The sequence below is a fragment of the Rossellomorea marisflavi genome, from assembly GCF_022170785.1.
Taxonomy (GTDB): domain Bacteria; phylum Bacillota; class Bacilli; order Bacillales; family Bacillaceae_B; genus Rossellomorea; species Rossellomorea marisflavi_B.
Genome location: NZ_CP081870.1, coordinates 62,874 through 88,105, shown reverse-complemented (window position 1 = coordinate 88,105; position 25,232 = coordinate 62,874). Strand labels below are relative to the sequence as shown.

23 protein-coding genes and 2 tRNA genes are annotated in these 25,232 nt (G+C 48.8%); 2 read left to right on the top strand and 23 right to left on the bottom strand.

Annotated elements, in window-relative coordinates:
• Positions 1–7: 7 nt before the first annotated feature.
• From K6T23_RS00455 to spoIIE, 10 genes are all read right to left on the bottom strand, one after another.
• Positions 8–463 carry an FMN-binding protein gene (locus K6T23_RS00455; RefSeq protein ID WP_056541703.1) on the bottom strand — a complete coding sequence of 152 codons (456 nt, stop codon included), beginning with the start codon at positions 461–463 and terminating at the stop codon, positions 8–10.
• Between the two features lie 127 nt (positions 464–590).
• Positions 591–1,478, bottom strand: coding sequence for a peptidyl-prolyl cis-trans isomerase (locus K6T23_RS00450; protein ID WP_238283385.1), 888 nt, complete (start codon positions 1,476–1,478; stop codon positions 591–593).
• A 25-nt stretch (positions 1,479–1,503) separates the two neighbouring features.
• The gene (gene hslO, locus K6T23_RS00445; protein ID WP_238283384.1) at positions 1,504–2,382 is read right to left on the bottom strand and encodes an Hsp33 family molecular chaperone HslO; all 879 of its coding nucleotides are present in this window, start codon (positions 2,380–2,382) and stop codon (positions 1,504–1,506) included.
• A gap of 15 nt (positions 2,383–2,397) precedes the next feature.
• On the bottom strand, positions 2,398–3,168 hold the full coding sequence (locus K6T23_RS00440; RefSeq protein WP_053429984.1) for a type III pantothenate kinase: 771 nt from the start codon (positions 3,166–3,168) through the stop codon (positions 2,398–2,400).
• A 359-nt stretch (positions 3,169–3,527) separates the two neighbouring features.
• A complete protein-coding gene (ftsH, locus tag K6T23_RS00435) occupies positions 3,528–5,498 on the bottom strand; it encodes an ATP-dependent zinc metalloprotease FtsH (RefSeq protein WP_056541694.1) in 1,971 nt (656 codons plus the stop codon).
• Positions 5,499–5,601: 103 nt separating this feature from the next.
• A complete protein-coding gene (gene hpt, locus K6T23_RS00430; RefSeq protein WP_048007735.1) occupies positions 5,602–6,150 on the bottom strand; it encodes a hypoxanthine phosphoribosyltransferase in 549 nt (182 codons plus the stop codon).
• 3 nt (positions 6,151–6,153) lie between these two features.
• Entirely contained in the window at positions 6,154–7,554 is a 1,401-nt protein-coding gene (gene tilS, locus K6T23_RS00425; protein WP_238283383.1) for a tRNA lysidine(34) synthetase TilS, read from the bottom strand.
• A gap of 67 nt (positions 7,555–7,621) precedes the next feature.
• Positions 7,622–8,608 carry a protein kinase domain-containing protein gene (locus tag K6T23_RS00420; protein ID WP_238283382.1) on the bottom strand — a complete coding sequence of 329 codons (987 nt, stop codon included), beginning with the start codon at positions 8,606–8,608 and terminating at the stop codon, positions 7,622–7,624.
• Positions 8,577–9,338, bottom strand: coding sequence for a VWA domain-containing protein (locus K6T23_RS00415; RefSeq protein WP_079513602.1), 762 nt, complete (start codon positions 9,336–9,338; stop codon positions 8,577–8,579). Before K6T23_RS00415 ends, K6T23_RS00420 begins: the two co-directional genes overlap by 32 nt.
• Positions 9,339–9,426: 88 nt before the next feature.
• Complete coding sequence (gene spoIIE / locus K6T23_RS00410; RefSeq protein ID WP_056541688.1) at positions 9,427–11,919, bottom strand: stage II sporulation protein E; 2,493 nt, start codon at positions 11,917–11,919, stop codon at positions 9,427–9,429.
• A gap of 274 nt (positions 11,920–12,193) precedes the next feature.
• On the opposite strand from spoIIE, the gene K6T23_RS00405 reads away from it, so the two are divergent.
• Both K6T23_RS00405 and K6T23_RS00400 read left to right on the top strand, forming a co-directional pair.
• Positions 12,194–12,270, top strand: a tRNA-Met gene (locus K6T23_RS00405).
• A gap of 9 nt (positions 12,271–12,279) precedes the next feature.
• Positions 12,280–12,351 (top strand) — tRNA-Glu (locus tag K6T23_RS00400).
• Positions 12,352–12,483: 132 nt separating this feature from the next.
• Here the strand turns inward: K6T23_RS00400 and K6T23_RS00395 are convergent.
• The 13 genes from K6T23_RS00395 to K6T23_RS00335 all read right to left on the bottom strand — a co-directional run bounded on the left by K6T23_RS00395 (position 12,484) and on the right by K6T23_RS00335 (position 25,225).
• A complete protein-coding gene (locus K6T23_RS00395) occupies positions 12,484–12,906 on the bottom strand; it encodes a S1 domain-containing RNA-binding protein (protein ID WP_238283381.1) in 423 nt (140 codons plus the stop codon).
• Positions 12,907–12,995: 89 nt separating this feature from the next.
• A complete protein-coding gene (locus K6T23_RS00390; RefSeq protein WP_053429990.1) occupies positions 12,996–13,373 on the bottom strand; it encodes an FtsB family cell division protein in 378 nt (125 codons plus the stop codon).
• A 27-nt stretch (positions 13,374–13,400) separates the two neighbouring features.
• Complete coding sequence (gene yabQ, locus K6T23_RS00385) at positions 13,401–14,051, bottom strand: spore cortex biosynthesis protein YabQ (RefSeq protein WP_238283380.1); 651 nt, start codon at positions 14,049–14,051, stop codon at positions 13,401–13,403.
• Positions 14,048–14,350 (bottom strand): sporulation protein YabP, encoded by a 303-nt coding sequence (yabP, locus tag K6T23_RS00380; RefSeq protein WP_048007754.1) that lies wholly within the window; start codon positions 14,348–14,350, stop codon positions 14,048–14,050. The genes yabQ and yabP overlap by 4 nt, the downstream gene beginning before the upstream one ends.
• A gap of 78 nt (positions 14,351–14,428) precedes the next feature.
• On the bottom strand, positions 14,429–14,698 hold the full coding sequence (locus tag K6T23_RS00375; RefSeq protein ID WP_048014352.1) for an RNA-binding S4 domain-containing protein: 270 nt from the start codon (positions 14,696–14,698) through the stop codon (positions 14,429–14,431).
• A 44-nt stretch (positions 14,699–14,742) separates the two neighbouring features.
• On the bottom strand, positions 14,743–16,212 hold the full coding sequence (gene yabN, locus K6T23_RS00370; protein WP_238283379.1) for a bifunctional methyltransferase/pyrophosphohydrolase YabN: 1,470 nt from the start codon (positions 16,210–16,212) through the stop codon (positions 14,743–14,745).
• 3 nt (positions 16,213–16,215) lie between these two features.
• Positions 16,216–17,832 (bottom strand): putative polysaccharide biosynthesis protein, encoded by a 1,617-nt coding sequence (locus K6T23_RS00365; protein ID WP_238283378.1) that lies wholly within the window; start codon positions 17,830–17,832, stop codon positions 16,216–16,218.
• A 169-nt stretch (positions 17,833–18,001) separates the two neighbouring features.
• Positions 18,002–18,538: a stage V sporulation protein T gene (gene spoVT, locus K6T23_RS00360; protein WP_056541679.1), complete on the bottom strand. Its 537-nt coding sequence runs from the start codon at positions 18,536–18,538 to the stop codon at positions 18,002–18,004.
• Positions 18,539–18,841: 303 nt separating this feature from the next.
• Complete coding sequence (mfd, locus tag K6T23_RS00355; RefSeq protein WP_238283377.1) at positions 18,842–22,375, bottom strand: transcription-repair coupling factor; 3,534 nt, start codon at positions 22,373–22,375, stop codon at positions 18,842–18,844.
• A gap of 90 nt (positions 22,376–22,465) precedes the next feature.
• Positions 22,466–22,693: an anti-sigma-F factor Fin gene (locus K6T23_RS00350; RefSeq protein WP_238283376.1), complete on the bottom strand. Its 228-nt coding sequence runs from the start codon at positions 22,691–22,693 to the stop codon at positions 22,466–22,468.
• A 67-nt stretch (positions 22,694–22,760) separates the two neighbouring features.
• A complete protein-coding gene (gene pth, locus K6T23_RS00345) occupies positions 22,761–23,318 on the bottom strand; it encodes an aminoacyl-tRNA hydrolase (RefSeq protein ID WP_056541675.1) in 558 nt (185 codons plus the stop codon).
• Positions 23,319–23,401: 83 nt separating this feature from the next.
• The gene (locus tag K6T23_RS00340; protein ID WP_238283375.1) at positions 23,402–24,055 is read right to left on the bottom strand and encodes a 50S ribosomal protein L25/general stress protein Ctc; all 654 of its coding nucleotides are present in this window, start codon (positions 24,053–24,055) and stop codon (positions 23,402–23,404) included.
• Positions 24,056–24,265: 210 nt separating this feature from the next.
• Positions 24,266–25,225 carry a ribose-phosphate diphosphokinase gene (locus K6T23_RS00335; RefSeq protein ID WP_053429996.1) on the bottom strand — a complete coding sequence of 320 codons (960 nt, stop codon included), beginning with the start codon at positions 25,223–25,225 and terminating at the stop codon, positions 24,266–24,268.
• Between the last annotated feature and the right edge of the window lie 7 nt (positions 25,226–25,232).

Sequence of the window (25,232 nt, the reverse complement as noted above, 5' to 3'; positions counted from 1 at the left end):
CACCTTCCTATGCTTTAGCCTTTTCCAATGCGAACTGTACTGCATTCCTGAAATCTTCCGTGCTGAGGGTGGCACCGGAGACATTGTCCACATCGTAGCTTTGTTTTGACACCACTTCACTTGGCAGGTCATTTATATAAGACGAGGAATAGTGGGTATTCACGTCTGTTATGTCGACATTTGTGATCTGGTCGTTCTGAATGGTGACGGCTACCGTGACGGCCCCGATCCGATTCGAAGCCTGTCCGGAGAATGTTCCATCTTCATACATACGGCGGGTCTCCGGTTGAACGGCCTTCACCTGAGGTGTATCGTCTTTCTCGACGTTCCCCGCTTGAACCTGCTGATTTTGAATGACCGGACTCTGCTCCTCGTTCAGGTGGCTGATGCCCATTCCCGAGAGATAAATGCTTCCTACAGCAGCCGAACAAAGGGCCACCCATTTCGGATTCATTTTTGGCATTTGTTTTCCCTCCATGTATTGATCTCATCTTGAGTATAGAGCCGCTTTCTTTGAATTCTTTTAGAATCACGCTTCCGTTCCAATAAAAAAAGGCCACCGATATACAATCGGTGACCCATCAACATGTCTATTTGGTTTGGTCTTTTCCATAGTACCAATCCACATCGAGCTCATCCCAAAAGGATTCCGCCCGCATGGGGGATTCAACCTGCTCAAGAGCGATCTTCCGCCTGATTTGCTCTTTCACCTGTTTGAAGGAATAGTGATTCTTCTTGATTGTATCCTCCACAAAATAAATGAGGTATCCGTCATCAGACGGAACAGGTTTGCTCCACTCTCCCTTGGACAGGGTGTTGACCTCTGCTTTCGCTTCCTGGGTCAGGATGTTTCCATCGTCAGGGATATAGCCGAGATCTCCCCCAAGGGGGGCAGTCTTTTGATCAGTGGATTTTTCCATGGCCAACGCTTCAAAGCTCGAACCATCTTTCAGTTCCTTGAGTATCTGGTCGGCCTCAGACTGATCCGGCACTTGGATCTGCTTCAACTTCACCATTTTCGGAATGGTGTATAAGCGTTCATTCTGTTCATAATACTTCTTCAGTTCCTTATCGGAAATCTCCACGTCTTTTGTGAGGAGCTTTTCCAAGAGGAGATCCGCTTTGATCTGGGACTTGATGTCTTTCTCGTCCTGGAGATTGCCTTCATCGAGGACATTATAAGCGGACTGGATCATGGCGAATTCCCGATCGATCTCCTTTTGAGAGACGGAAATATCGTATTTCAGGGCCAGGCGATCCATCACCTTCCGGTTGATGAGCGCCTTCAGCTCCTCTTTTCCATACTTGTCTTCAAGAGAATGGAGCCACTCCTCCCGGGTGATATCCTTCCCGTCGATGCTTGCCACGCTCTCTGTATTCTTCCCTTCCCCTTTTCCGGAGAAGATGAGCGTCAGGATATTTGTAGCCAATAAAAGTCCGATCACCGTCAATAGGACGGAACGTTTAATTCTCATCATCCATTCTCCCCGGCCTGAGATCGTATTATTTTGCTTGCAGCTGAAGCTCTTTCAGTTCTTTTTCAGAGAAGATATACGTTTCGTTACAGAAGTGACATTTGGCTTCGGCCATGCCGTCTTCTTGGATCATATCTTTGATTTCCTCTTCACCAAGGCTGATGATCGCATCACCGAACCGCTCCTTCGAACATTGACATTGGAAATTGACAGGCATGGTTTCAAGGACCTTCACATTGTCCTCGCCCAGAACCTCGTCCAATATCTGTTCAGGCGAAAGGCCGCGTTGGATGAGCTTTGAAATCGGCTCGATTTTCCCTAGGCGCTCCTCGATCTTCGTGATCGTCTCATCTTCTGCTCCAGGAAGAAGCTGAAGGATGAAGCCTCCTGATGCCAGGATCGTATTGTCAGGGTTCACAAGTACGCCGACTCCGACAGAAGAAGGAACCTGTTCACTGGTCACAAAATAGTAGGTGAAGTCTTCTCCGAGTTCGCCTGAAACGATCGGCACCTGTCCGGAGAAGTTATCCCTCATGCCGATATCTTTTACAACAGAAAGGGTACCTTCTGTCCCAACAGCACGACGCACATCCAATTTACCATGTTCATTCAGGTCGAAGTGGACATGGGGGTTGGTGACATATCCCCTTACCTCACCATTTGCATTGCTATCGACGATGATGGCACCGATTGGTCCGCCACCTTCCACTTTTATTGTAAGTTTGTTCTCACCTTTGAGCATGGCCCCCATCATGAGACCTGCACTCATGGAACGCCCTAGGGCTGCAGAAGCAGTCGGCCATGTATTGTGGCGTCGCTGTGCTTCTCCTACGGTTTCTGTACTTTTGACGGCATATGCCCTTACTTGACCATCATAGGCCAACGCTTTTACTAAATAGTCGCTCATATAAAAGCTCCTTCCTTATCCGTTAATGTTGCGTTTATAAATCAGCTTCAAGCCTTTCAGCGTCAGGAATGGATCGACCACATCGATGACTGTCGATTCTTTCGAAATCAACGTCGCCAACCCGCCGGTGGCGATGACGGTCGGCTCCTGAGTACTTTGTTCTTTCATACGGCGTACGATGCCTTCCACTTGTCCCACATATCCGTATAAAATTCCGGCTTGCATGGCAGTGACAGTATTCTTTCCAATAATATTCTCCGGACGTGCAATTTCAATCCGCGGCAATTTCGCAGCCTTTGAATAGAGTGCTTCCGTCGAGATCCCGATCCCAGGGGCAATGGCACCGCCCATATACTGCTTGTCTTCATTCACATAGCAGTAAGTGGTAGCTGTACCAAAGTCCACGATGATCAGTGGCCCTCCGTATTCATAAATACCTGCTACGGCATTGACGATACGGTCGGCTCCGACTTCCTTGGGATTATCATATTTGATATTCAAGCCCGTCTTGATTCCAGGTCCTACAACAAGGGGCGTGATATGGAAGTACTTCACGCACATCCTTTCAAGACTGAACATGATGGGAGGAACAACGGAGGATATAATAATACCATCAATATCATCAAAGGATAGCTTCGCATGCTCAAACAAATTCTTTACAAGCATGCCAAATTCATCCTCGGTCTTATGGCGATTCGTCTCGGCTCTCCAGTGATACTTCAATTCGTCATTTTCATATACACCGAACACAATGTTCGTATTTCCAACATCCATTACAAAAATCACAATTTTCACCTACTCGGTCATTGTTTTCACACTGCCAACATCATACCATAATCCGTTTGGGGAGGCGACTGGGTTGAACTGAATGAGAGATAACCGACAAGCGCTGTACACGTCTTGATGGGTTGAACGGACCGGATGTTTCGCAAGGGAGGGCTTGGAATTGTAAAGCACCGGTATCGTACCCAACGTGAGCAGGCGTGACCAACCGCTTTGCCAACAGGGGGAACACATTGGAGGTTCTCAAAGGAATCGCTCTTTCTGCCTACTCCCATCTCACAGACTTCTCACAAAAAACCAAAAAAATCCGAACGGCTACGAGTGCCGTTCGGATTTTCATTTGGTCGGAAGTCCAACCATTATTATACGCGGTCTGTATCGTCTCTGTTTGAGGAGTCTCCACTTACCGGTTCATCATTCTTTTTCTGGATGTTCACTTTCACGTCGCTTGTTTCGACGTCGGATTCATATACACGCTCTGGAAGTTTACCGTGATCCATTAGGTTCTTAATCTGAGCGGCATCAAGAGTCTCGACTTCAAGCAATGTCTTAGCGATGAGTTCCAGTTTGTCGCGATTCTCAGTAAGGATCGTTTTTGCACGCGCATAGCTTTCATTGATGAAGCGCTGCATTTCAAGATCGATATCATGAGCAATGGCGTCTGAATAATTTTGCTCGCTGTTGATGTCACGTCCAAGGAACACCTGACCGCCTTGTTGCTGACCGAATTGAAGCGGTCCGAGTTTTTCACTCATTCCATATTCCGTCACCATTTTGCGGGCAATGCCTGTGGCGCGCTGGAAGTCATTATGGGCACCGGTCGAAACTTCTCCGAAGATGACCTCTTCCGCTACTCGCCCACCAAGGAGTCCTGTGATTTTATCAAGGAGTTCCGGCTTCGTCATGAAGTAACGATCTTCCTTAGGAAGCATGACTGCGTATCCACCAGCCTGACCACGAGGTACGATGGTCACTTTATGAACCATATCGGCTTCATCTAGGACACAGCCGATGACGGTATGACCTGCTTCGTGGAAGGCAACGATCTTGCGTTCCTTCTCTGAAATGACACGGCTCTTCTTGGCAGGTCCGGCAATGACACGGTCCGTTGCTTCGTCGATGTCGCGCATGTCGATCTTTTTCTTATCTTCACGGGCGGCCACAAGGGCAGCTTCGTTGAGGAGGTTCTCAAGATCGGCACCAGAGAAACCAGGTGTCCTTTGGGCAATGGCTTTCATATCAACTGAATCATCAAGCGGCTTGTTCTTCGCATGCACGTTCAGTACCGCTTCACGACCGTTCACATCCGGGCGGTCGACTGTGATCTGACGGTCGAAACGTCCTGGACGAAGCAATGCAGGGTCAAGGATATCAGGTCGGTTCGTTGCAGCCACGATGATGATTCCTTCGTTGGCACCGAATCCGTCCATTTCAACAAGGAGCTGGTTCAACGTCTGCTCACGTTCATCGTGACCTCCGCCGAGTCCTGCACCACGTTGACGACCGACAGCATCGATCTCATCGATGAAGATGATACATGGAGCATTTTTCTTCGCATTTTCGAACAGGTCACGTACACGGGATGCACCGACCCCTACAAACATTTCCACGAAGTCCGAACCACTGATGGAGAAGAACGGAACGCCTGCTTCCCCGGCAACCGCACGGGCCAGCAAGGTTTTACCGGTACCAGGAGGTCCTACAAGAAGGACACCCTTTGGAATGCGTGCACCGATTTCAGAGAACTTACGTGGATCCTTGAGGAATTCTACGACTTCCACAAGTTCCTGTTTCTCTTCGTCTGCTCCGGCAACATCCTTGAAGCGGACTTTTTTCTTCTCTTCGCTGTAAAGCTTGGCTTTGCTCTTACCGAAGTTCATGACACGGCTTCCACCGCCCTGAGCCTGATTGAGCAAGAAGAAGAAGAGAATGAAGATGATGACGAATGGGATGATCGTCGTAAAGACGGAAATCCACCCGTTGGTTTCTTTCGCTTCCAGGATTTCGACGTCTACCTTCTTAAGGGCATCTTCACCAGTTGTGCCACTGGCGGCGTCGTTGATCCGATCCATGAGCTTTCCATCGGTAGACAGGATGTGAGTCACGAAGTACTCGTCTTTCTTAGCATCCCTCATCTGCCCCTTCAGTTCATAAACGCCCCTTGAAGGCTGGACGGAGAATGATTTGACTTGATTGTCTTCCAACTTATTAATAAACGTACTGTAATCGATCGTTTTGGTTGGTTCGTTGTTGTTGTTGAAAAAACTCACCACACCTATGATCAGTAAAAATACAAGTAAATAGAATATGGTGTTAGAAAAGATCCGTTTCATCCCTTACCTCCTCCCACGGTAAACAAACTACGTAAAATAGTATCATAGTAAATCATGGCATTACAACAAATTGCACTTGCGAAGACTCTTCTTAAGATGGACGTTATTCCCCTGTTGTATACACCGCTGGTTTCAGTACTCCGATGTAAGGGAGGTTACGGTATCTTTCCGCATAATCAAGGCCGTAGCCGACAACGAATTCATCCGGTACGATGAAGCCTACATAATCTGCCTTGATATCTGCTTTGCGTCCCGTTGGCTTATCAAGCAGAGTGACGATGCTGATTGATTTTGCCTTACGGTAGCGGAACAGTTCGACAAGATAGCTCAGCGTCAAGCCGCTGTCGATGATATCTTCGATAATCAGGATGTCGCGCCCTTCCACTTTCGTATCGAGGTCTTTGACGATCTTCACCTCTCCTGAAGAGACAGTGGAGCTGCCGTAGCTGGACACATCCATGAAGTCCATTTCCATATGGGCATCGATGCGCTTGCACAGATCCGCCATGAATGGCATCGCGCCTTTCAGTACACCGATTGCCAGCGGAAACTTATCTTGATAGGCATCCGTCAGTTCAGCACCCAGCGCTTTGATCTTTTCTTGAAGTTCTTCTTCTGAAATAAGTACCTTTTCAATATCCTGATTTAACAATGTTCAACTGCCTCCTAGAAGATGATTGCTCTTGACTTGTAACACTAAACTATCCTCGCGTCCCTCTCCCGTATCGTAAACGGACTTCCTTAATCCGGGAACCCAAAGGATCCTGCCTTCAGAATCAGTGACGACCGGCCACCGGTCCCGAAGATGCAAAGGGATTTTTTCATCGATGAAAAGGGTCTTGAGCTTCTTCGAGCCCTCCATCCCTTTCACCTTCATGCGATCCCCGGATTCCCTCGTGCGTACAATCAACGGAAGGGTGACTCCATCCCTGTTCAGATGGATCGTTTCACCCCCGTCATCCTGTACATACCCCATTGAGGGCATAAGCGAGATCCGGATGCCGGTGGGAAGGATGATCGATGAATGGATTTCCAGTTCAAAATAGTATGGACCTCCGGAAAGGTTCCCGAAGTGAAAATAACATGTCTGATAAGCCTTTGTAACCTTAAGCCCCGAGGGTAAATCCAATTGTGCATTGGGATTCTCCCCCTTTAACAGACGTAATACATCGTAAATATGTATAGACGATAAAGAAGCGGGTTTAAGTTTATAAAGATAGTTTAATATTAGATTAATCGCTCTTCTTTGTAAAGGCTGAGCCATCTGGAGAAAGCGTTTGATATCAAGAGTGGAAAAATCCTCCTCCACCTTCCATACCTTATTCAACTTTACCCTAGTCAATTCCTCCAAAAACTCTTCATCTTCCAATGATTCTTCACTGAATTGTTGGAAATTCCGATGGACGTGCGGATTCTCTTCCTTTAAGAAGGGCAGCACCCTGGAACGGAATCGGTTCCTCGTATATGTATCCTTGCTGTTGCTTGGGTCGATCCTCGGGAAAAGATGCTCCCGCTCGCAGTAATCCAAGATCTCTTCCTTGGTCACAGGAAGGAACGGCCGGATGATCTCCCCTATTGAGAAGGGCCGTTTGAACGGAATGCCGGCACGTCCTTTGCCCCCCGCTCCACGCGTCCACTTCATCAGGATGGTCTCGACCTGGTCGTCCCCGTGATGCCCAAGAGCGAGTTTATTGCCTCCGTATCTATCCATAACCTGTCGGAGATACCCATAGCGGACCTTTCTCGCCATCTCCTGCAGGCTGCCTTTTTCCGTCTCCATCATTTCCGGGATATTGATGCGCTCACCAAAAAAGGGGATGTCCCGCTCCTTGCAGAACCCTTCGACGAACAAAAGATCTTCATACGATTCCCGGCCCCTGAACATATGATCGACATGGGCACAAGCCACCTCCACGTCGAGTTCGTCACGGAGAGCATGAAGGAAATGGATAAGGGCCAGGGAATCGGGACCTCCGGAAACGGCAACGACGAGCCGGTCTCCTTTTTCGAGCAATCGATGCCTTTGAATGAATTCCCGGGATGTCTGTTCTAGCATAGCAATCCTCTTTCCAACCGTTTTCCTTATATTGTATCAGTATCCCCGTGGAAACTCACGGGAGACGCTACAACAGTTCCCCGTAGATGTAGAGGAAGTAGATCATCCCCACAATGAGGATGATGAGGACGGTCTCCAAGGACCTGCTTGCCTTTGATTGTTTAGCAGGCTTCTTCGGCGGTGCCTGTGGCGTCTTCCTGGTAGATGCAGGCTTGTGCGAATGCTTCTTTGCCGGTCCGTGATTCGCTGAGCGGGATATGCCTCTTAGAAGGTCTTCTCTCATCTCCTGTGCGGAAGAAAAGGTCCCCTCCAGCGCCCCGAAGATCGTCCCCCGGTATTTCCTCAAGCTATCTGTTCCCTCCACCGCCATCTTCAGCTGCTGAAGCTGTCCGTTCTCGCGTTTGGAGAATCGGTTTGGATAAGCAAGATTGATCAGGATCATCCCGACGGCGAACAGATCATAGCTTGGTTCCGCCCGGCGGGACCCCCCGATCCAGTAGCCCCGATCGAAGAACTCCGTGAATTCCTTGATGGCACGTCCCTGGATGGTCGTGCCCCCCACATCGATGCACCTGATCCGGTGGGGCGCACCTGTGACGATCAGGTTCTCAGGCTTAAGATCTCCGAACACCCACCCTGCTTGGTGGATCCGCTCCAGGTCGGCAAGGAGCTGGGCGACGAGGACACCCGTCCAGGAGAACCCCTTCCCCTGTACGAAGGAGAGAAGCGTAGGTCCCTGGATGTACTCCATTGTATAAAAAGGGATCTTCTTCCCCCTGTATTCCCAATCATCCACATCCATGAGCCCGGGGCCAAGCGGGGTACCCTGGAGTTTCGAGAACGCTTTGAGTACGTTCACCTCGGATGTGATGGTGACATTATTATCGCTCATCTTGAGGGCCTGGTAGCCCTGCCCGTCCCTTACCAGATACACGATGCCATTGGCCCCGTATCCCAGCTCTTTCATGATGGTATAAGAAGCCCCATGCCATTTCCCCGTTATGGTCGTACCGGGCGGAAGATTAAATGGTTTCTTCGAAGTATTGTTCATCATCGCCACGAGAGAGCAGTCCCCTTAGTGAACGTTTTTTCTTGAAGTGGGTGATGGCCTCTGAAATCGCCGGCCCCGTCGGAGTGATGCCTCCCGGGGAAAGCTTCGAGAATATACTTGATAAGGTTTCAAGACGCGGGGTCCAGTCCAGCAATTTTTCGACATCCTGTCGTTTCCCGGGAAATACGAAAACGGAAAATTTGTTATCTCCCATTCTGGCATTCAAGCTGAGGGACAGGTCCAATAGCGCTTCCTTCACAGTGGGAAGCTTGTGCTTCATGCTTGCAGACGTATCGACAAGGATCAACACTTCCATATCCACCGATTCACCCAGTTCATCCACTACTTCCATCACTTCTCCTCGCTGTTCCGGTGGGAGCTCCTCCATGGAGGCCGATTTCCCGAGGATCGACTTCAGCTCTTTATTGATGACACCCTGGAGCGTCTGGGTCATCGCCTTCCGCGTGACCATCTGGACGGTTTGGGAAAGTTGCTGGGCATAAACGACCTGACTGACCCCTCCTCCTGATAGAGCGATGCCCTCGATCTCCACCATTCCATTTTGATCGATGACGTCATTGTCCATGACGCCGATGACATTGACGGAGATCCCCTGTTCCTTTGCTAACGCGGCCATGGCAATGGGGTCTTCCCCCTGATTGGAGCATCCATCCGTGATCAATAGAATCTGACGAAGTGTACCTGCTTTCATAAGAGTCTCCTCCTCCTTCATAGTTGCTATCAGCATCGCCGAATGGAGAGGGATTTATACTCTAGTGAACTACTTTCTTCTCTTTTTATGGCGGTTCCGTGAACCTTTCTCAGGAGATCTGCTTCTTCTGCCTGCTCTTCTGGATCGGGATCGATGACCATTTCGGAATATTATGTTTGATCGTGGAGACCACGATCGTCATGTCGTCATCGATCATACCCGAGCTCGACCGGATGACTTCTTCCATGAGGAGATCGGCCACTTCCTGAGGATCATCCGTCTGTAGTTCTTTAATCTTCCGTTTCATCCATACGTCATAGTTCTCTACGTGCTTCGGTCCTTCAAATGCCCCGTCGCTCATCATGATCAAAAGGTCTCCCGCCTTCAACTGCTCGGAGACGACATCCACATCGAAGTCCTGCTGCAGCATCCCCATGGGAAGGTTGCTCGCTTCGATCTTCATGATCTGGTCATTCCTTTTGATGAAGCTCGGTGTCGAACCGATCTTAAGGAAACGGGACGAAGCGTTCTGAAGGTCGATCATGGCCAGGTCCAGGGTGGAGAAGATCTCGTCATTGGTCCGCAGTGACAGAATCGAGTTGATCGACTTGATGGCCACCTGCTCTTCAATCCCCGACTCGAGGATCTTCTTAAGCAGTCTCAGGGTCTCATTGCTTTCATAATGTGCCCGTTCCCCATTGCCCATCCCATCGCTTATGGCCACGGCATATTTCCCCCTGCCGAGCTCGATCATGGAATAGCTGTCTCCCGAGACCAGACCTCCCCCTTTGGCTGCATGGGACACACCTGTGTCCACTACGAATTTCTTCGCTGATTGGAAGGTGACATGGCACTGTCCATTAGGGAATTGGGAACAGTCCTCTTTTTGGACGACGATGTTTTCACCAAGGATATCCGACAGCATCGGTGCAATCAACTTTTCCCCTTCACCGTGCCCCCCAGAGTACGGGATCACCATATCGATATCGACGTTGCCCTGTTCAAGGTTATAGATTTCAATATGATCGATTTCAATACCGAACTCGCCGATGCTCGCAAGGATCTGCTCTTCCTGCAGATAATGGTTCTCCCTCTCCCGCTGGATTTCTTTCGCAAAGTTGCCCATGACTTCCGAGACGCCGAGAAGCTGATCGGCCACGAGCTTCCTGCTTTCCTGCACCTGCTTCTTCAGCTTCAGATTGGCCTGATAGAACGTCAACTCCTGATAAATGGTTTCTTTCAGCTTTTTCTCCCTTGTACAGTGCTTCTCCACCTCTCGTGATAATCGGGAAGACAGGGGTACCCTGCCCTGGTCGTATTCAGTCATGACCTCTTTCATCATATTGTAGGTTTTATCAAAATTCCTCGCCCAGCACTGATCCTTCTTGAAGCAGGTCTGGCACGTCTTCTCCGTGACATTGCTGAGGAAATAGTCAAACTCTTTATCCTCGACTTCTTCCATTTTCATCTTCTCTTCCACCTGCTGAAAGCTATTCGATAGCGCCTGGAAGACAGAGGAGAACTGCGTGACGCGGCTTGCCGTCACGTCCCGCACCTTGCGCATATAGCCCTGCTGCTCCTGATGGTACTCGGCCGTACCCGGTATGTGCTTGGCGATTCGCTTGACCAGGCTCTGGGGCGTAAGAAATAAAAGCACGATCGCCACCCCCGACTCATAAAGGGTGGTCGTCAGTACCATACTGTTATCCCCGTACATCCCCATAAGCAGGGTGGCAATGAGCAACCCGATGGCAGCACCGAATTTCTTCCCTTCCTTCATCAAGCCTCCGAGAAGGCCCGCAAATGCAAGGAGGCTCATTTGTTGAAAGCTTGCCACGCTGGCCAGGCTGAATACAAGCCCTGTGACGACGCCAACCGTAGAGCCTACTGTCGCTCCTGCAACAAAGGAGAATAGAAGGACAAGATACCGGGAAAGGATATGCTCCACAGAAAGCCCCTGGAAAGCCCATCCGATCGTTCCGGTCATGATGGACGCAAGAAGGATGATCAGGCTGACGACTTCCTCCGTCTTCAGGGACCTCCTTCTCCTTTGAACGGTGACGAACGGGACGCTTTGGATGAAGATATAGGTAAGGAGGAAAGCAAGGAACGCTTCGATGAGAGCCATGACCCCGTTATAGAGGGTGAGCACCTGCCCCTGCTGGACGTAATCAAAGCCGAGCTTGACGAAAGCGACGGAAAAGAGAACGTAAAAGGATACGATCTTCATATCATTCTGGTGGAATTTTTGCGTCAGCCGGAACGCAAGGAGGAATATTATCGCCGTTGCGAACGTATAACTGATACTGGAGAAGGATAAGGTGACAGCTCCGGCCAGCAGCCCCATGAGCGCGATGGGCGATTTTTCCCTTCGGACAAGATAGACAGCTGCAAAGAACGGCAGGGCAAATGGTGTAAGATGAGAGAGGATCAAGGCTCTCCCAAGTAAAAAGCCGATCACAAACAGAGCCAGTCCCTTTTCAATGAAGAGCCACTCCAGCTTCGAATAAATCGATTTGATCCCTTTGGACATCTCGACCCTCGTTTGTTCGATGTCTACGTTCTGAACAGGTTCGATGATTGTTTGATCAGCTTTCCCCATGTAACAAACACTCCCCATAACTTTTTTTACTAGTATAAATGGGACATGCTCAGAACTTTGTCAGAATGAGGGAATGTATACCCAAAAAGTTTCGACGTGTTTCCGGACGAAGTGGTAAAATATTCAGAAAATAAATCGGTGATTTTTCCCTTTTCATCCTCAAATCCAACTCCTATCAGGCTCAACCGCGTTTTGACAAATTATTTATGAAATAGTATTGACTTTGCATTTCTTTGTGGGTATTATAGTTTTTGTGCCTTAAAGGCCACTAAATGGCGGTGTAGCTCAGCTGGCTAGAGCGTACGGTTCATACCCGTGAGGTCGGGGGTTCGATCCCCTCCGCCGCTACCATATCTTTGAGGCCCGTTGGTCAAGCGGTTAAGACACCGCCCTTTCACGGCGGTAACACGGGTTCGAATCCCGTACGGGTCATCATACAGAAGGACCACTTCAATCGAAGTGGTCCTTTTTTGTATGCACCTGTATGAAAAACAATAAAAAAACAGATACATTCATTGAATGCATCTGCATGAGGACCTGCTATATGGATTAATAGACAGCAAGTTATCCTTTTTTCGCTCCCCTTCCACCACGGCGAGACTCTGTATTTTTTTTCAATGAAGATAAGCGGTCTTCGCTGTCTTTCAAGAAGCGCGCCATCTTTTGTTCGAAGTTTTCCTTCGTACGGGTGTCAGCCGGTTTGTTGTTGCGTGGGCGTTGAGGACGTTGCGGGCGCTGTGGGCGTTGTGGTTGTTCTTTAGCTTTACGGATGGACAAGCCGATCTTTCCATCTTTCTCAACGTTGATAACCTTAACTGTCACTTCGTCTCCAACTTTAAGGTGCTCGTTGATGTCTTTGACATAATTGTCGGCTACTTCACTGATGTGAACCAGACCTGTCGTACCTTCTGCTAATTCCACGAACGCTCCGAAATTTGTAATTCCTGTTACCTTACCCTGTAACTTGCTGCCTACTTCAATTGACATAAAAGAAATGCTCCTCCTTAGAATGTTAGATAAACCTACTCTATATTATAGCCAATTAAAAAAAAGAGTGTCAATAAGACACCTCTCCTTTAGTTCTCTTTATCCTTTCCAGATTCAGGGATATTAAAGATAATCTCTCCATTATCCGATAGGAAATAATCACGCCTGGCCAGTTTGGCGATATAATCATCATCATTCAACTTCACGATTTCTTCTTCCAATGCCGTTTGTTTTTCCTTCAGTGCGTCAAGGTTTTTCTCCAGCTGCACCTTTTCTGCTTTCTTGTCTTCAAGCACCTGAGCCCTGGAAATGAGCGTCGAGACCATAAATCCTGTGATGGCGATTGCTAAGACGAAGAACACGGAAAGACGGCGGACTAAACGTTTTTTTCTTTTAGAGGATGCTTTATGTTTGTTTTCCTGCTGGCGGACATATTCATTCTCCATCGGAGTGACGTTTCTTCCCATTTCCAAACCTCCCTTTCCCCGATGCGGTCATTTTTTATTTTTTTTAATGGTCCATTTCCGGATCCATGTATATACTTTTTTGCCATTGGACTTCATAATTCCTGCCATTTTATTATATAACTTATCGACTCTTTTTGTAAGATGGTTCGGCAATAGTTTCCAAATTGTTCGAAATATCCACCAGATCGGAGCCAATGCGACCTTCAGTACCCCGTATACGATCCGCCATGCTGTCCTGAATACGAATCGGATGACGGCATATACCGTTTTCAGTATCCAGAGAACCACTGCCAGGATCATAAAAATGATCCATTTCACCGGTGAATAGATGAGCTTTTGCCATATCTTCACCAAGAAGCGGTAAAAGGAGATCGTGAAGAGGATGAGCTTCTCCAGCAGATTTGTATACAACGTCTTGAAAAGCGCCTGATACGCTGCGAATCCGCAGAGCAGGGCCACGAATATGTACACCCTGATCTCTCCGAAGTTGACGACGAATAAAATGTAGAACATGGCGAGAGCCTGCAGGACCCAGAACATGACATCATTGATAAAGACGAACCAGCGCTTCCGCTGGCTCCTGTTAAGAAATCGATGGTACGTGTCCAGGGACGCCCCGAATAATGCCCCCATGCCGATCATGGAGAGCATCGTATAGAATTGGGTGGTGAGTGTCATCGAAACAGCTTGCTAAAGAAACCTTTAGCTTTCTCCCCGCTTTGTTCATCAAGATAGACGAGGTCGAACACCTTCCCTTTGATCGAGACGATCCCCTTATCCACATCGAGGTTCTTCATCTGAAGGTTCTGTCCACGGACGGATAAAAAACCCATGACCGTCTCAAGGAGGAACTCTTCATTATCAAAGCTCTCAACCTGCTTGACTCCCGTGATATCGAGGAGTTTGCGTCCCCTCATCATGACATCGTGTTCCTGAAAGACTGCCTTTTCTTTATTGCCATCATGATATTGATTCATCTTCATCCCTCACATCCCATAGTACAAGCTTTGTACCATGTTATGGTGTGGATGATGGAATTAGAACCAAAACAGGGGTCACTCTTCCTCCTGGTTGACCCTTTCTTCAGACAGGACCGTATACAGGCCGCTTGCTTCTTCTTTCTTAGTCGTCTCCAAAAGCCTTTCAATCTTTACCCTCATGACCTTTTGCCCAAACCTCACACTGAGCTCATCCCCGACTTTTACATTGGAGCTTGCTTTGGCCTGGGTCCCATTGATGGAGATCCTCCCCTGGTCGGCCACTTCTTTGGCGAGGGTCCTCCGTTTGATCAAACGTGATACCTTCAAAAACTTATCCAGCCTCATGGTGGTTGCCATTCTCATTCTCTCCTTTTACGGCTTTACAGCCATTAATGTGATTCATTCTTCGCTTCATCCCAAAATGCATCCAGCTCTTCAAGGGAATGATCTTCGAATGGTTTTCCAGATTGGTTCACGCGCTCTTCCACGTGGGAGAAGCGACGATAGAACTTTGAATTGGTCATGGACAGGGCCTCTTCAGGGTGAATGCGGTAAAATCTTGATACATTCACGAGGGCGAATAGGACGTCACCGAATTCCTGCTTCCGGTCCTGTTCACTTCCATTCTCGGCTTCCTGTTCAAATTCCTTCAGTTCTTCCCACACTTTTTCCCAGGCACCTTTGACGTTGTCCCAATCAAAGCCGACACCTGCTGCCTTTTTCTGATATTCATAGGCCTTCATAAGAGCAGGTGCTCCTTTGGCGACACCTTTTAGAAGCGGTGGCTGACTCTGTCCGCCTTTCTCCTGCTTCTTGATCTCTGCCCAGTTCGCTTTCACTTCTGCCGAATCCCCGACCTCGACATCACCGAATACGTGAGGATGCCGGCGAACCATTTTGGATGATAGTCCTTCCATTACTTCCTCCATATTGAACATGCCTTCATCTTCCCCGATCTGGGCATGAAGGAGGACCTGGAGGAGGACGTCACCCAATTCTTCAACCATATGATCGATATCATCCTCATCAATCGCTTCCAAGAGCTCATATGTTTCTTCAATCAGATATTTCTTCAGTGACTGATGGGTCTGCTCCCGGTCCCATGGACAGCCGTCCGGTCCCCTCAAAGTCGAAATGATCTCCCTCAGGGCGCTGTACTGCTTGTATCGCTGTGAGCGATCTTTTACTGCAGGTACATACAGGCTCGTAAGATTGCTCAGCTGTGCAACACGATCAAGCTCGACGAGAGGGAGTCGCTCCACTTTCTCATCTGAGCTGCCAGCCGCCGTTACCAGCATGACTTCGAAATCATATGGATAGAGCTCCATGAGTGTCAGTTTCACTTCCGACGCGATGAAGCCGTCGTACACCTGACCGATGATGAGTTGTTGGGTCATCTGGATATCGTGGACGCTTAGGCTCGTCCCGTCAAGAAGCTGGAAGCCATCGATGGGATCGGCGCCGACGGAAGCAAACAGGGCATCCAGGAAGCTTTGTCCCCCTCCGATCACGACCTCCGCTTCTCCATTGTCTTGGAGCTCAAGGAGCAGCTGGACGGTCTTCTCCGCTACAAGGGGATGTCCCGGAACCGCATACAGGACTGAATGCTCCTTGGAAGCGGCCACAAGCTCCTGAACGATCTCCTCGTATACCGCTTCAAAGCGCTCGTGCTTTTCGTATACGGAATCGAAGGATGTATAGGTCATCCCTTCCGATTCCAATTCCTTCACGACAGGATGTTCCTTTGTACGGAGGAATAGATGATGTTCGTTTTTCAACAGTTTATATACACCCAAAGGGATCTGATCTAAATCCCCTGCACCGAGTCCGATGACTGTTATGGTATGGCTCAATTGCATTCACTACTTTCTATACCGGGGCTGAAGGCCTTTCTTCAACCGGTTCATTTTACTGCCGAATGGCAAAAAGCTGATTTCTTCTTCTGATAGATGCCCCGCTCTTAGGAATAAGAAGAGAAACACCCCCGCCCCCACTGCCACACCGACAAGGGCGAAGAGCGCCGAGGTCATCCGCTCATGCGCCCCGTTTGTCATGAGCCACCTGTAGCCAAGCAACAGGCCCTGCAGGACGAGGGTCATCCCTGCACCGCTGATAAAAAGGCTCTTATAAAATGACGGGGTGATCAAGCTGATTCCGAATAATCGCTTCATCTTCCACACAAGCCCGATCGTGATCAATCCCAATGTAAGAACCGTCGAGAGTGATGCACCCATGACACCGAACATAGGGATAAGGAGCATATTCAGGAGGTATTTGATCGGGATCCCGCCAATGATGATGGCTGCGGGGAAATAAATCCTTCCGATCCCCTGCAGGATGCCTGAAAACGTAAGGATCAGACAGCTGAAGAAAATCGATAGGGAAAACACCGACAATACGCTGGATCCGTCTGCATTCTCAAACAGCATCGTATTCGTGGGCACCATGATATTCACGAGTCCGAGCGTTGCCGCAAAACCGATAAGGATACTGATCTTCAACGCAAGCTGACTGTAGTCCCTTACGAGCTCCTGCTTCCCTTTCAGGTAAGCCGTGGTGACCAGGGGAACGATCGTCAGCGAGATGGAGGTGGCCGCAACGGTCCCAAGCTGTATGAAGGGCTGTCCACGGTCATAGACACCTTTAAGGGTCTTCGCAGCTTCCTCTCCCACCCCGTGTGTAGTCAACAGTGCATATACATTCAGGGAGTCGACAAACTGAAGAAGGACGAGGAGCATGGCGCTCACACAGATGGCTGTTCCATCTTTCATGAGGGCCGTCCAGATCCCTCTGAACCCTTTAGGGAAAAAAGAAATGCCGGTAAACAACCCTTCCTGTTTCGCTGCCGTAAATAAAACCAGGACAATCACGGCACCAAGCCCTCCCGTAATCGAGCCGAATAGCGCCCCCTGTCCGGCAGCGTAGAGAGAATCCCCCTTGGCAAGAAGGACAGTGGACGACACCAGGATGGTCACGACACGGATACTTTGCTCAGCCACCTGACTGACCGCCGTAGGTACCATCTGCTCCTTCCCCTGATGGTACCCCCTGAGGACCGATAATGGGGCCAGTAGCAAGAAGGATAAGGATATGACACGGATCAAAGGGGCCAGCTGAGGATCCCCCATCCAGGTCGAAATCATATCGGCGCCTGCATAGACGGCAACAAACCAGATCACTCCCACGAGGAGGAGGAAGATGAATGAGGTGGCCGCCACCTTCTTTGCCCCTTCCTGATCACCCCTGTCGACCTTCTCTGCCACCATTTTTGAGATGATCACAGGGAATCCATAAGTGGAGAGGGCAAGGGCAATCCCGTAAAAAGGATACACCTGCTGATAAATATAAAACCCAATATCTCCTACGATATTCTGAAAAGGGATCCGATAGACGGCGCTCAATAACTTTGTCACAAGTGCCGCCATGGTGAGGATCATCGCACCCTTCAGAAATCCTTTGGAGGAGTATGTATGACCCAATGAAATCTCTGCCTTTCAAAGGCTTCCTTCCATGAAGGAACCCTGCATATTCCCAATGATCGAAGCGTGGGATTTCTTAAAAATAGTTTACCACAAATGAAAGTAGCGGGATGAATTCCACTATCAACAAAAAAAGAAAGAGCGGCTAAGAGCCGCTCCCATGAAAATATTATTGCTCCATCTGTCTTGCCAAGAAGCTGGCTGCCGTTTCAACCGCTTTATGTTCCACTTCACCAACCGTGCGATCTTTAGAGAAGATCGCCACTGCACCGATTGGGTCGCCATTGGCAACGATCGGGGCGATGGTGTAGGAAGAAAGATCTTCCCCGTGGCCGTCAACAAGCTCGGCTTGTCCCTGCTGGGTGTGAAGGAGGGATGCGCGGTCCTCCATCACCTTCTCGATGAGTTCACCGACATTCTTATTGAGGTATTCCTTCTTGGATGCTCCTGAGATGGCGATGACGGCGTCACGGTCGCAGATCAATACCGCACTTCCGAGACTGTCATACAATGCTTCACCATACTCTTTCGCAAAGTCTCCAAGCTCCGAGATCGGAGAGTATTTCTTCAAGATGACTTCGCCGTCGCGATCGACGAAGATCTCAAGGGGATCTCCTTCACGGATCCTCAAGGTCCTGCGGATTTCTTTCGGGATGACTACACGACCTAAATCATCAATACGACGAACAATACCAGTTGCCTTCATCTATAGCTGCCTCACTTTCATCAGATGATTTTATAGGGTAAAGCGATTGAAGCCGCTCTACCGTAATTGAGTTTAGTATCTTACAACTTAGAAGTTCTATACACAATCAGTTATTATTTCTGTCATTTCTCTTAAATGCTAATAGAGGTATCTTTTTCCATCAATGGCAGCTGCATTAATACTAATACCCTTATCATAGTAAAATCAAACTACGAGCGCATTTACATTTGAGTTACATTATCATAACGATTGGTAAGGAAAACCGGCACTGTATATGTTTTCTATGACAATTATTAAGATTGGTCAGGCTTCATGAACTTCCGTTTTCAAAGCCTGGTCCAAATTCTTCACAATGTCATATGCCATATTGAACCATTTGTCTGCTTTCAGTCTTGTGGTATTGATGGAGATCTTGAGTTTGGACCCTTCCATGCCGAGTCCTACGACCCTTCCATGTTTCGAACAGATGTCGAATACCTTCGATCCATCAATGGCCGCCGTACCTTCAGGCGACATGAAGATGTTCACGCTCTTCTTATCCTGCTTGACGCTGTCGAGCCTTGTATTCCTCGCATAGACCTTCATTTCCGATATCAGGAACAGATAGCCCACTTCTTCAGGATATTCCCCGAACCGGTCAAGGATCTCTTCTTCCAGTTCCTCAACTTCTTTAAGGGAAGAAAGGGCACGGAACCGTTTATACATTTCAATCTTTTGATGGCCGTCCTTGATGTAGGTGTCCGGAATGTATGCATCAAGATCAAGATCGACCTCAAGTGAGGCTTCCGGTTGCTTAGGACGATCACCTTTACGCTCCTCGATCGCTTCTTTGAGCATCTGGGAATACAGATCGAAACCGACGGAATCAATGAACCCATGCTGCTGGGCTCCGAGCAGATTCCCCGCTCCCCGGATGGTCAGATCGCGCATGGCGATCTTGAACCCAGACCCGAGTTCCGTGAATTCCTTGATGGCCTGAAGCCTCTTCTCCGCTACCTCTGTCAGGACTTTGTCCTTGCGGTAAGTAAAGTACGAGTATGCCACGCGGTTCGACCTTCCGACACGCCCCCTCAATTGATAGAGCTGGGAGAGACCCATTCGATCCGCATCAAAGACGATGAGGGTATTGACGTTCGGTATGTCGACCCCTGTCTCGATGATCGTCGTCGTGACGAGGACGTCGTATTCCCCTGCCAGGAAGCCGAGGATCACGGCTTCCAGTTCATTTTCTGACATCTGGCCGTGGGCATACGCCACCCTGGCATCCGGTACCAGCATCGAGATTTCGTCTGCCTTCCGCTCGATATCCTCGACGCGGTTGTACAGGAAGTATACTTGACCATTACGTGCCATCTCACGTTCGATCGCCTCTTTGATGAGGGCGCCGTTGTACTCCATCACATAGGTCTGGACAGGAAAACGGTTCTCAGGCGGCGTTTCAATGACGGAGAGATCCCTCACTCCGAGCATGGACATGTGAAGGGTACGCGGTATCGGTGTCGCCGTGAGTGTCAGTACATCGATATTGGTTTTCAGCTGTTTGATCTTTTCTTTATGTGTGACGCCGAATCGTTGTTCTTCATCGATGATGAGAAGGCCAAGGTCGCGGTATTGAATATCCTTCGATAAGAGCCTGTGGGTACCGACGACGATATCGACCGTGCCATCTTTCAGGCCTTTCGTGGTCTCCTGTTGCTGCTTCCGCGTACGGAATCGGCTCAAGAGGCTGATCTCCACCGGGAAGTCCTGGAATCGTTCCTTGATGGTTTCATAATGCTGCTGAGCAAGGATCGTGGTCGGTACAAGGAGGGCGACCTGCTTCCCGTCGGCAATGGCCTTGAAGGCCGCACGGATTGCAACTTCGGTCTTCCCGTATCCGACATCCCCGCACAGGAGGCGGTCCATGGGGCGCTCCCGCTCCATATCCAGTTTGATTTCATGGATCGACCTGAGCTGATCTTCGGTTTCCTCGTATGGGAAGGCAATTTCAAACTCTCTCTGCATGTCCCCGTCAGGTGAGAAGGCGTATCCCTTCGCCGCTTCCCTTTCGGCATAAAGCTTGATGAGATCATCGGCAATATCCTGTACGGAAGAAGCAACCTTTGATTTAACCTTCTTCCATTCGTTCCCGCCAAGTTTGTACAGCTTCGGATCTTTATTCTCCGAGGCAACATATTTCTGGACCAGATCGATTTGATCGACTGGGACATAGAGCTTATCACTGCCCTGGTATTTCAGGTGGAGATAGTCCTTGTGAACACCGTTGATCTCAAGCGTTTCTATACCTAAATACTTCCCGATCCCGTGATTCACATGGACGACAAGGTCTCCCACCTTCAGCTCGGAATAACTCTTGATCCGCTCGGCATTGGACATTTTCTGCCTTCTCGGCTTTTTCTGCGTGCGCTTATTGAAGAGCTCCTCTTCCGTGATGACGGCAAGCTTCTGCAGAGGAAGTTCAAAGCCGTTCGTCAAGCTTCCATTGATCATCTGGACTTTTCCGTTAAGAAGGGTGCCGCCGTCTTTTACGAATGCAATTTCGATCTGATAATCATCCAGTACGCGCTGAAGCTTTTTCACACGCTCTTCATCCGGTCCCAAGAGAACGACGGTATACTTTCCTTTTTTCCACCGGTCGAGCTCCGCTTTCAACACATTCATCTGCCCGTGGAAGTTCTGCATGGGCTTGGTGGATACATTGAAGATGTTCTGAGGGCTCGTATTCGGTATTTGACGAAGGAACAGGGAGAAATACACCTTTGATCGTTTCGCATTGGATACAAGGGATGCAAAAGGATGCGACACGACCATGTCATGGATAATCTGCCCTTCGGAAAGCAACGAGGTATACCATTCGGCTTCCTCTTTCTCAAGGGACTCGCTCATCTCCTGCACACGGCTGTACTCATCGAAGAAGAGGACGCCGTCTTCAGGCAGATAATCTAATAGACTAGCAGGCGTTTCATAGGCGAGGGACAGATACTTGAAAATCTGTTCCGGCACCTGACCGTTCTCCAGCTGCCCGACTTCATGACCGATATATTCCGTCATCTTTTCTTTGACGCCTGCAGACTTGATCTTTTTCAAGCTTTTAGATAGACCTTTATTGATTTCTCCGATCAGCCGCTCGATGTTCTGATAGGTAAGAAGAACCTCTGTGGCAGGTCCGATATCGACCGTCTTAAGTTTGTCGATGGACCGCTGATCCTCCACTGAGAACATGCGGATGGAATCAATTTCCGTATCGAATAATTCAATTCGAACCGGATGCTGTGATGTCAAAGGGAAAATATCGACGATTCCTCCCCTGAGACTGAATTCACCCGGCGTGCTCACCATGCCTGCGCGCTGATAGCCCATCTGGACAAGCTGATTCAAGATCTCATCCAGATCGATGTCTTCACCGACGTTGAAACGGATCTGGTTCTTGATCCACAGGTCCATCGGTGGCAGGATCTTTCTCAAGCCTGATACCGGGACGATGTACACCCCGTTCTGACGCTGGGAAAGCTTGTTCAGCACTTCGATTCTCTGGGCCCTGAGTTCCGGGCTCGCCACGCTCAGTTCAGCTGCAATCAGTTCGTTGGCTGAATACAGATAGACTTCGTCCTCACTAAGGAACTGCACCAGATCCTCATAGATTTTCTGTGCTTGGAACAGATTATGTGTGACAACGATCGTCGACCGCTTCGTCTGCAGATAGACATCTGCTATATAAGCGCTTCTGGAAGAACCCGAAAGTCCTGCCACAAGCTGCTCTGAAAGACGTTCCTCGATCCCTGTGATCAGGGACTGGACTTCTTCGCTCTGATGGACATATGTTAGAATTCCTTTCAAGAGTACGCTCCTCCCCGTGTTTCAATCTATATATATGATCGCTCTTTCATATTTAAACAGAAAAATGCTTTGGTTCTTCACCAAAGCGTCTTACTGGATGATATGGTCCAACCCATGATAGTCAGGATACCGCTCAAGGCTTTCCTGACAGTCTTCACAAATGGTTTTAATCTCGATATCACCGTCATTCCGGTAATGGATCATGTGCAGCCTCTCCTCATCCGACAGCCGATCAAGACCAAGGGTTTCCGAGTTGCATGCGTGGGCAAGGGTCCCGACCTTTGTACCGCAATGCCGGCACTGATAGTGAATAGCCAAATTTCCTTCCCTCCAAACCTTTCATTACCCATTAGTATGAACGGCTTTGGAAGGAAGTATTCATTCATCAGTTGAAGTGATTCATCACTTCGATGAACGGTTTTTCAAACCATGTTTTACATGCTTCCACGCTGGAAGTGATGACTTTGTCGAGCTCAACCTGATCTTCCTTGGAGAACTTCCCGAGCACGTAATCAGGGACGCTCATCCCGTTTGTCGGTCGATCGATCCCGACTCGGATCCGGTTGAAGTTCTGAGAACCGAGATGGGCAATCGTGGATTTGATCCCATTATGACCGCCGGCGCTCCCTTTTTGCCGGAGGCGGATCTTACCGACTGGCAGGTCCAGATCATCATAGATGACGAGGAGGTCTTCGTTGGCAATGTCGAAGTAATCCATCAGGGGAACGATGCTTTCACCTGAAAGATTCATGAACGTAAGGGGCTTGAGAAGGACGATCTTCTCTCCATTATGCCGGTGAACCCCATAGACTCCCTTGAACTTCGACTGATCAAGGGGGGTGCCCAGGTTGTCTGCAAGGGCATCTATAATGTCGAACCCGATATTATGACGCGTTTGATCAAAGCGCGCTCCCGGGTTTCCTAATCCTACTATCAATTTCATTTTTTACACCTCGTTTTGACCTTATATCAATAGAATAACGCAAAAAGCGTAACCTGCAAAAGGTTACGCTGTAAAACGTTAAATTATTCTTCTTCGGATCCGTTTTCTGAAGAGGTATTGGACTCTCCGCCTTCTTCGCTTTCAGGAGAATCTTCTTCCTGCTTCTCACCGGAATCAATATCTTCCTCTTGACGCGATGCAAGAACGGAAGCAATGGTTGTTTCGTCTTCATCGTTGATGGTGAAGTTATATTGATCACGGATATCACCGATCGTGACGGTATCACCGATTTGCAGTCCGGCGATATCGACTTCGATGCTGTCTGGGATATCAGATGGTTTAGCTGAAACTGATACCTCATACAGTGGTTGCTGAAGGACTCCGCCTTCTTTCACTCCTGCCGATTCACCCGATAGATCGATGCGTACGTCAGCGTCAATTTCCTGTGACATGTTTACTGCCAGGAAGTCCACGTGAGTGACGGCATCCTTGAGATGATCCTGTTGATAATCGTTCAGGATGACGTTTTGTTTGCTGCCGTCCACATTAAGGGAGATGATCCCGTTGCGTCCAACTTCGCGAATCGTCTTGATGAATGTAATCGCGTCGACCTCGATGGCCGTATTATCCGTTTTATACCCGTACACTACTGCAGGGATGCTTCCTTTATGTCGTAGTTCCGTTAGTGAAGAACGTTTGAAGTCTTTACGTTTGGTTGCTTTCAATTCTGTTGCCATAAGTTATCCAACACCTTCCCAAATTCGTTTAGATGAAAAATTCTATATTTATTTGTTTCCCCAATCAGTATCGATTTAAACATGATCGCAGTCCGATCCCTTTCGAGGAACGGGAAGGATGCCCGCATATCAAGGCTTATGGCCGTTTGAGCTTTTTCGTTAAAAACGCAAAAAGATCCCCCAGTGATTCTGGGGGATCCTTTCAAAACATCAATCGAACAACGTGCTGACAGATTGCTGCTCATAGACGCGGATGATCGCTTCACTGATGAGCGGTGCAACGGAAAGCTGTTTGATTTTACCGATCTTTTTCTCGTCTCCGAGAGGAATGGAGTTCGTGACAACAAGTTCTTTGATCATGGAGTTATCAATGCGCTCGATGGCAGGACCTGAAAGGACAGGATGCGTACAGCATGCATATACTTCCTTCGCTCCATTTTCCACAAGGGCGTTGGCTGCCAGGGTGATGGTTCCAGCCGTATCGATGATGTCATCGATGAGGATAGCCACTTTACCATCGATATTCCCGACAATATTCATGACTTCCGCTACGTTTGGACGCGGACGGCGTTTGTCGATGATGGCGATTGGTGCTTTGAGTCTTTCTGCAAGCTTACGGGCACGTGTCACTCCTCCGTGGTCAGGGGATACGATCACGAGGTCATCACGATTGAAGTCTCTCTTCTCGAAATAATCCGCAAGAATCGGAACACCCATAAGGTGATCGATGAGGATATCGAAGAATCCTTGAATCTGTGGAGCATGAAGATCAAGTGTGATGACGCGGTCTGCTCCAGCCGTTTCAAGCAGGTTCGCCACAAGCTTCGCCGTGATTGGCTCACGGGCACGTGCTTTACGGTCCTGACGGGCATAACCGTAGTATGGCATAACGATGCTGATTGTTTTAGCAGACGCACGTTTAAGGGCATCCACCATGATCAGAAGTTCCATGAGGTTTTCGTTCACCGGTTCGCAAGTCGATTGGATGACGAATACATCACAGCCACGGATGCTTTCTTCGATATTGATCTGGATTTCCCCATCGCTGAATCGCTTAACAGATGATTTACCGAGTTCCACGCCTACTTCATCAGCGATTTCCTTCGCTAAATGGTAGTTGGAATTAAGAGAGAATATTTTAAGCTTCGAATTAGTATAAGAGTTTGGCATGGTGGAC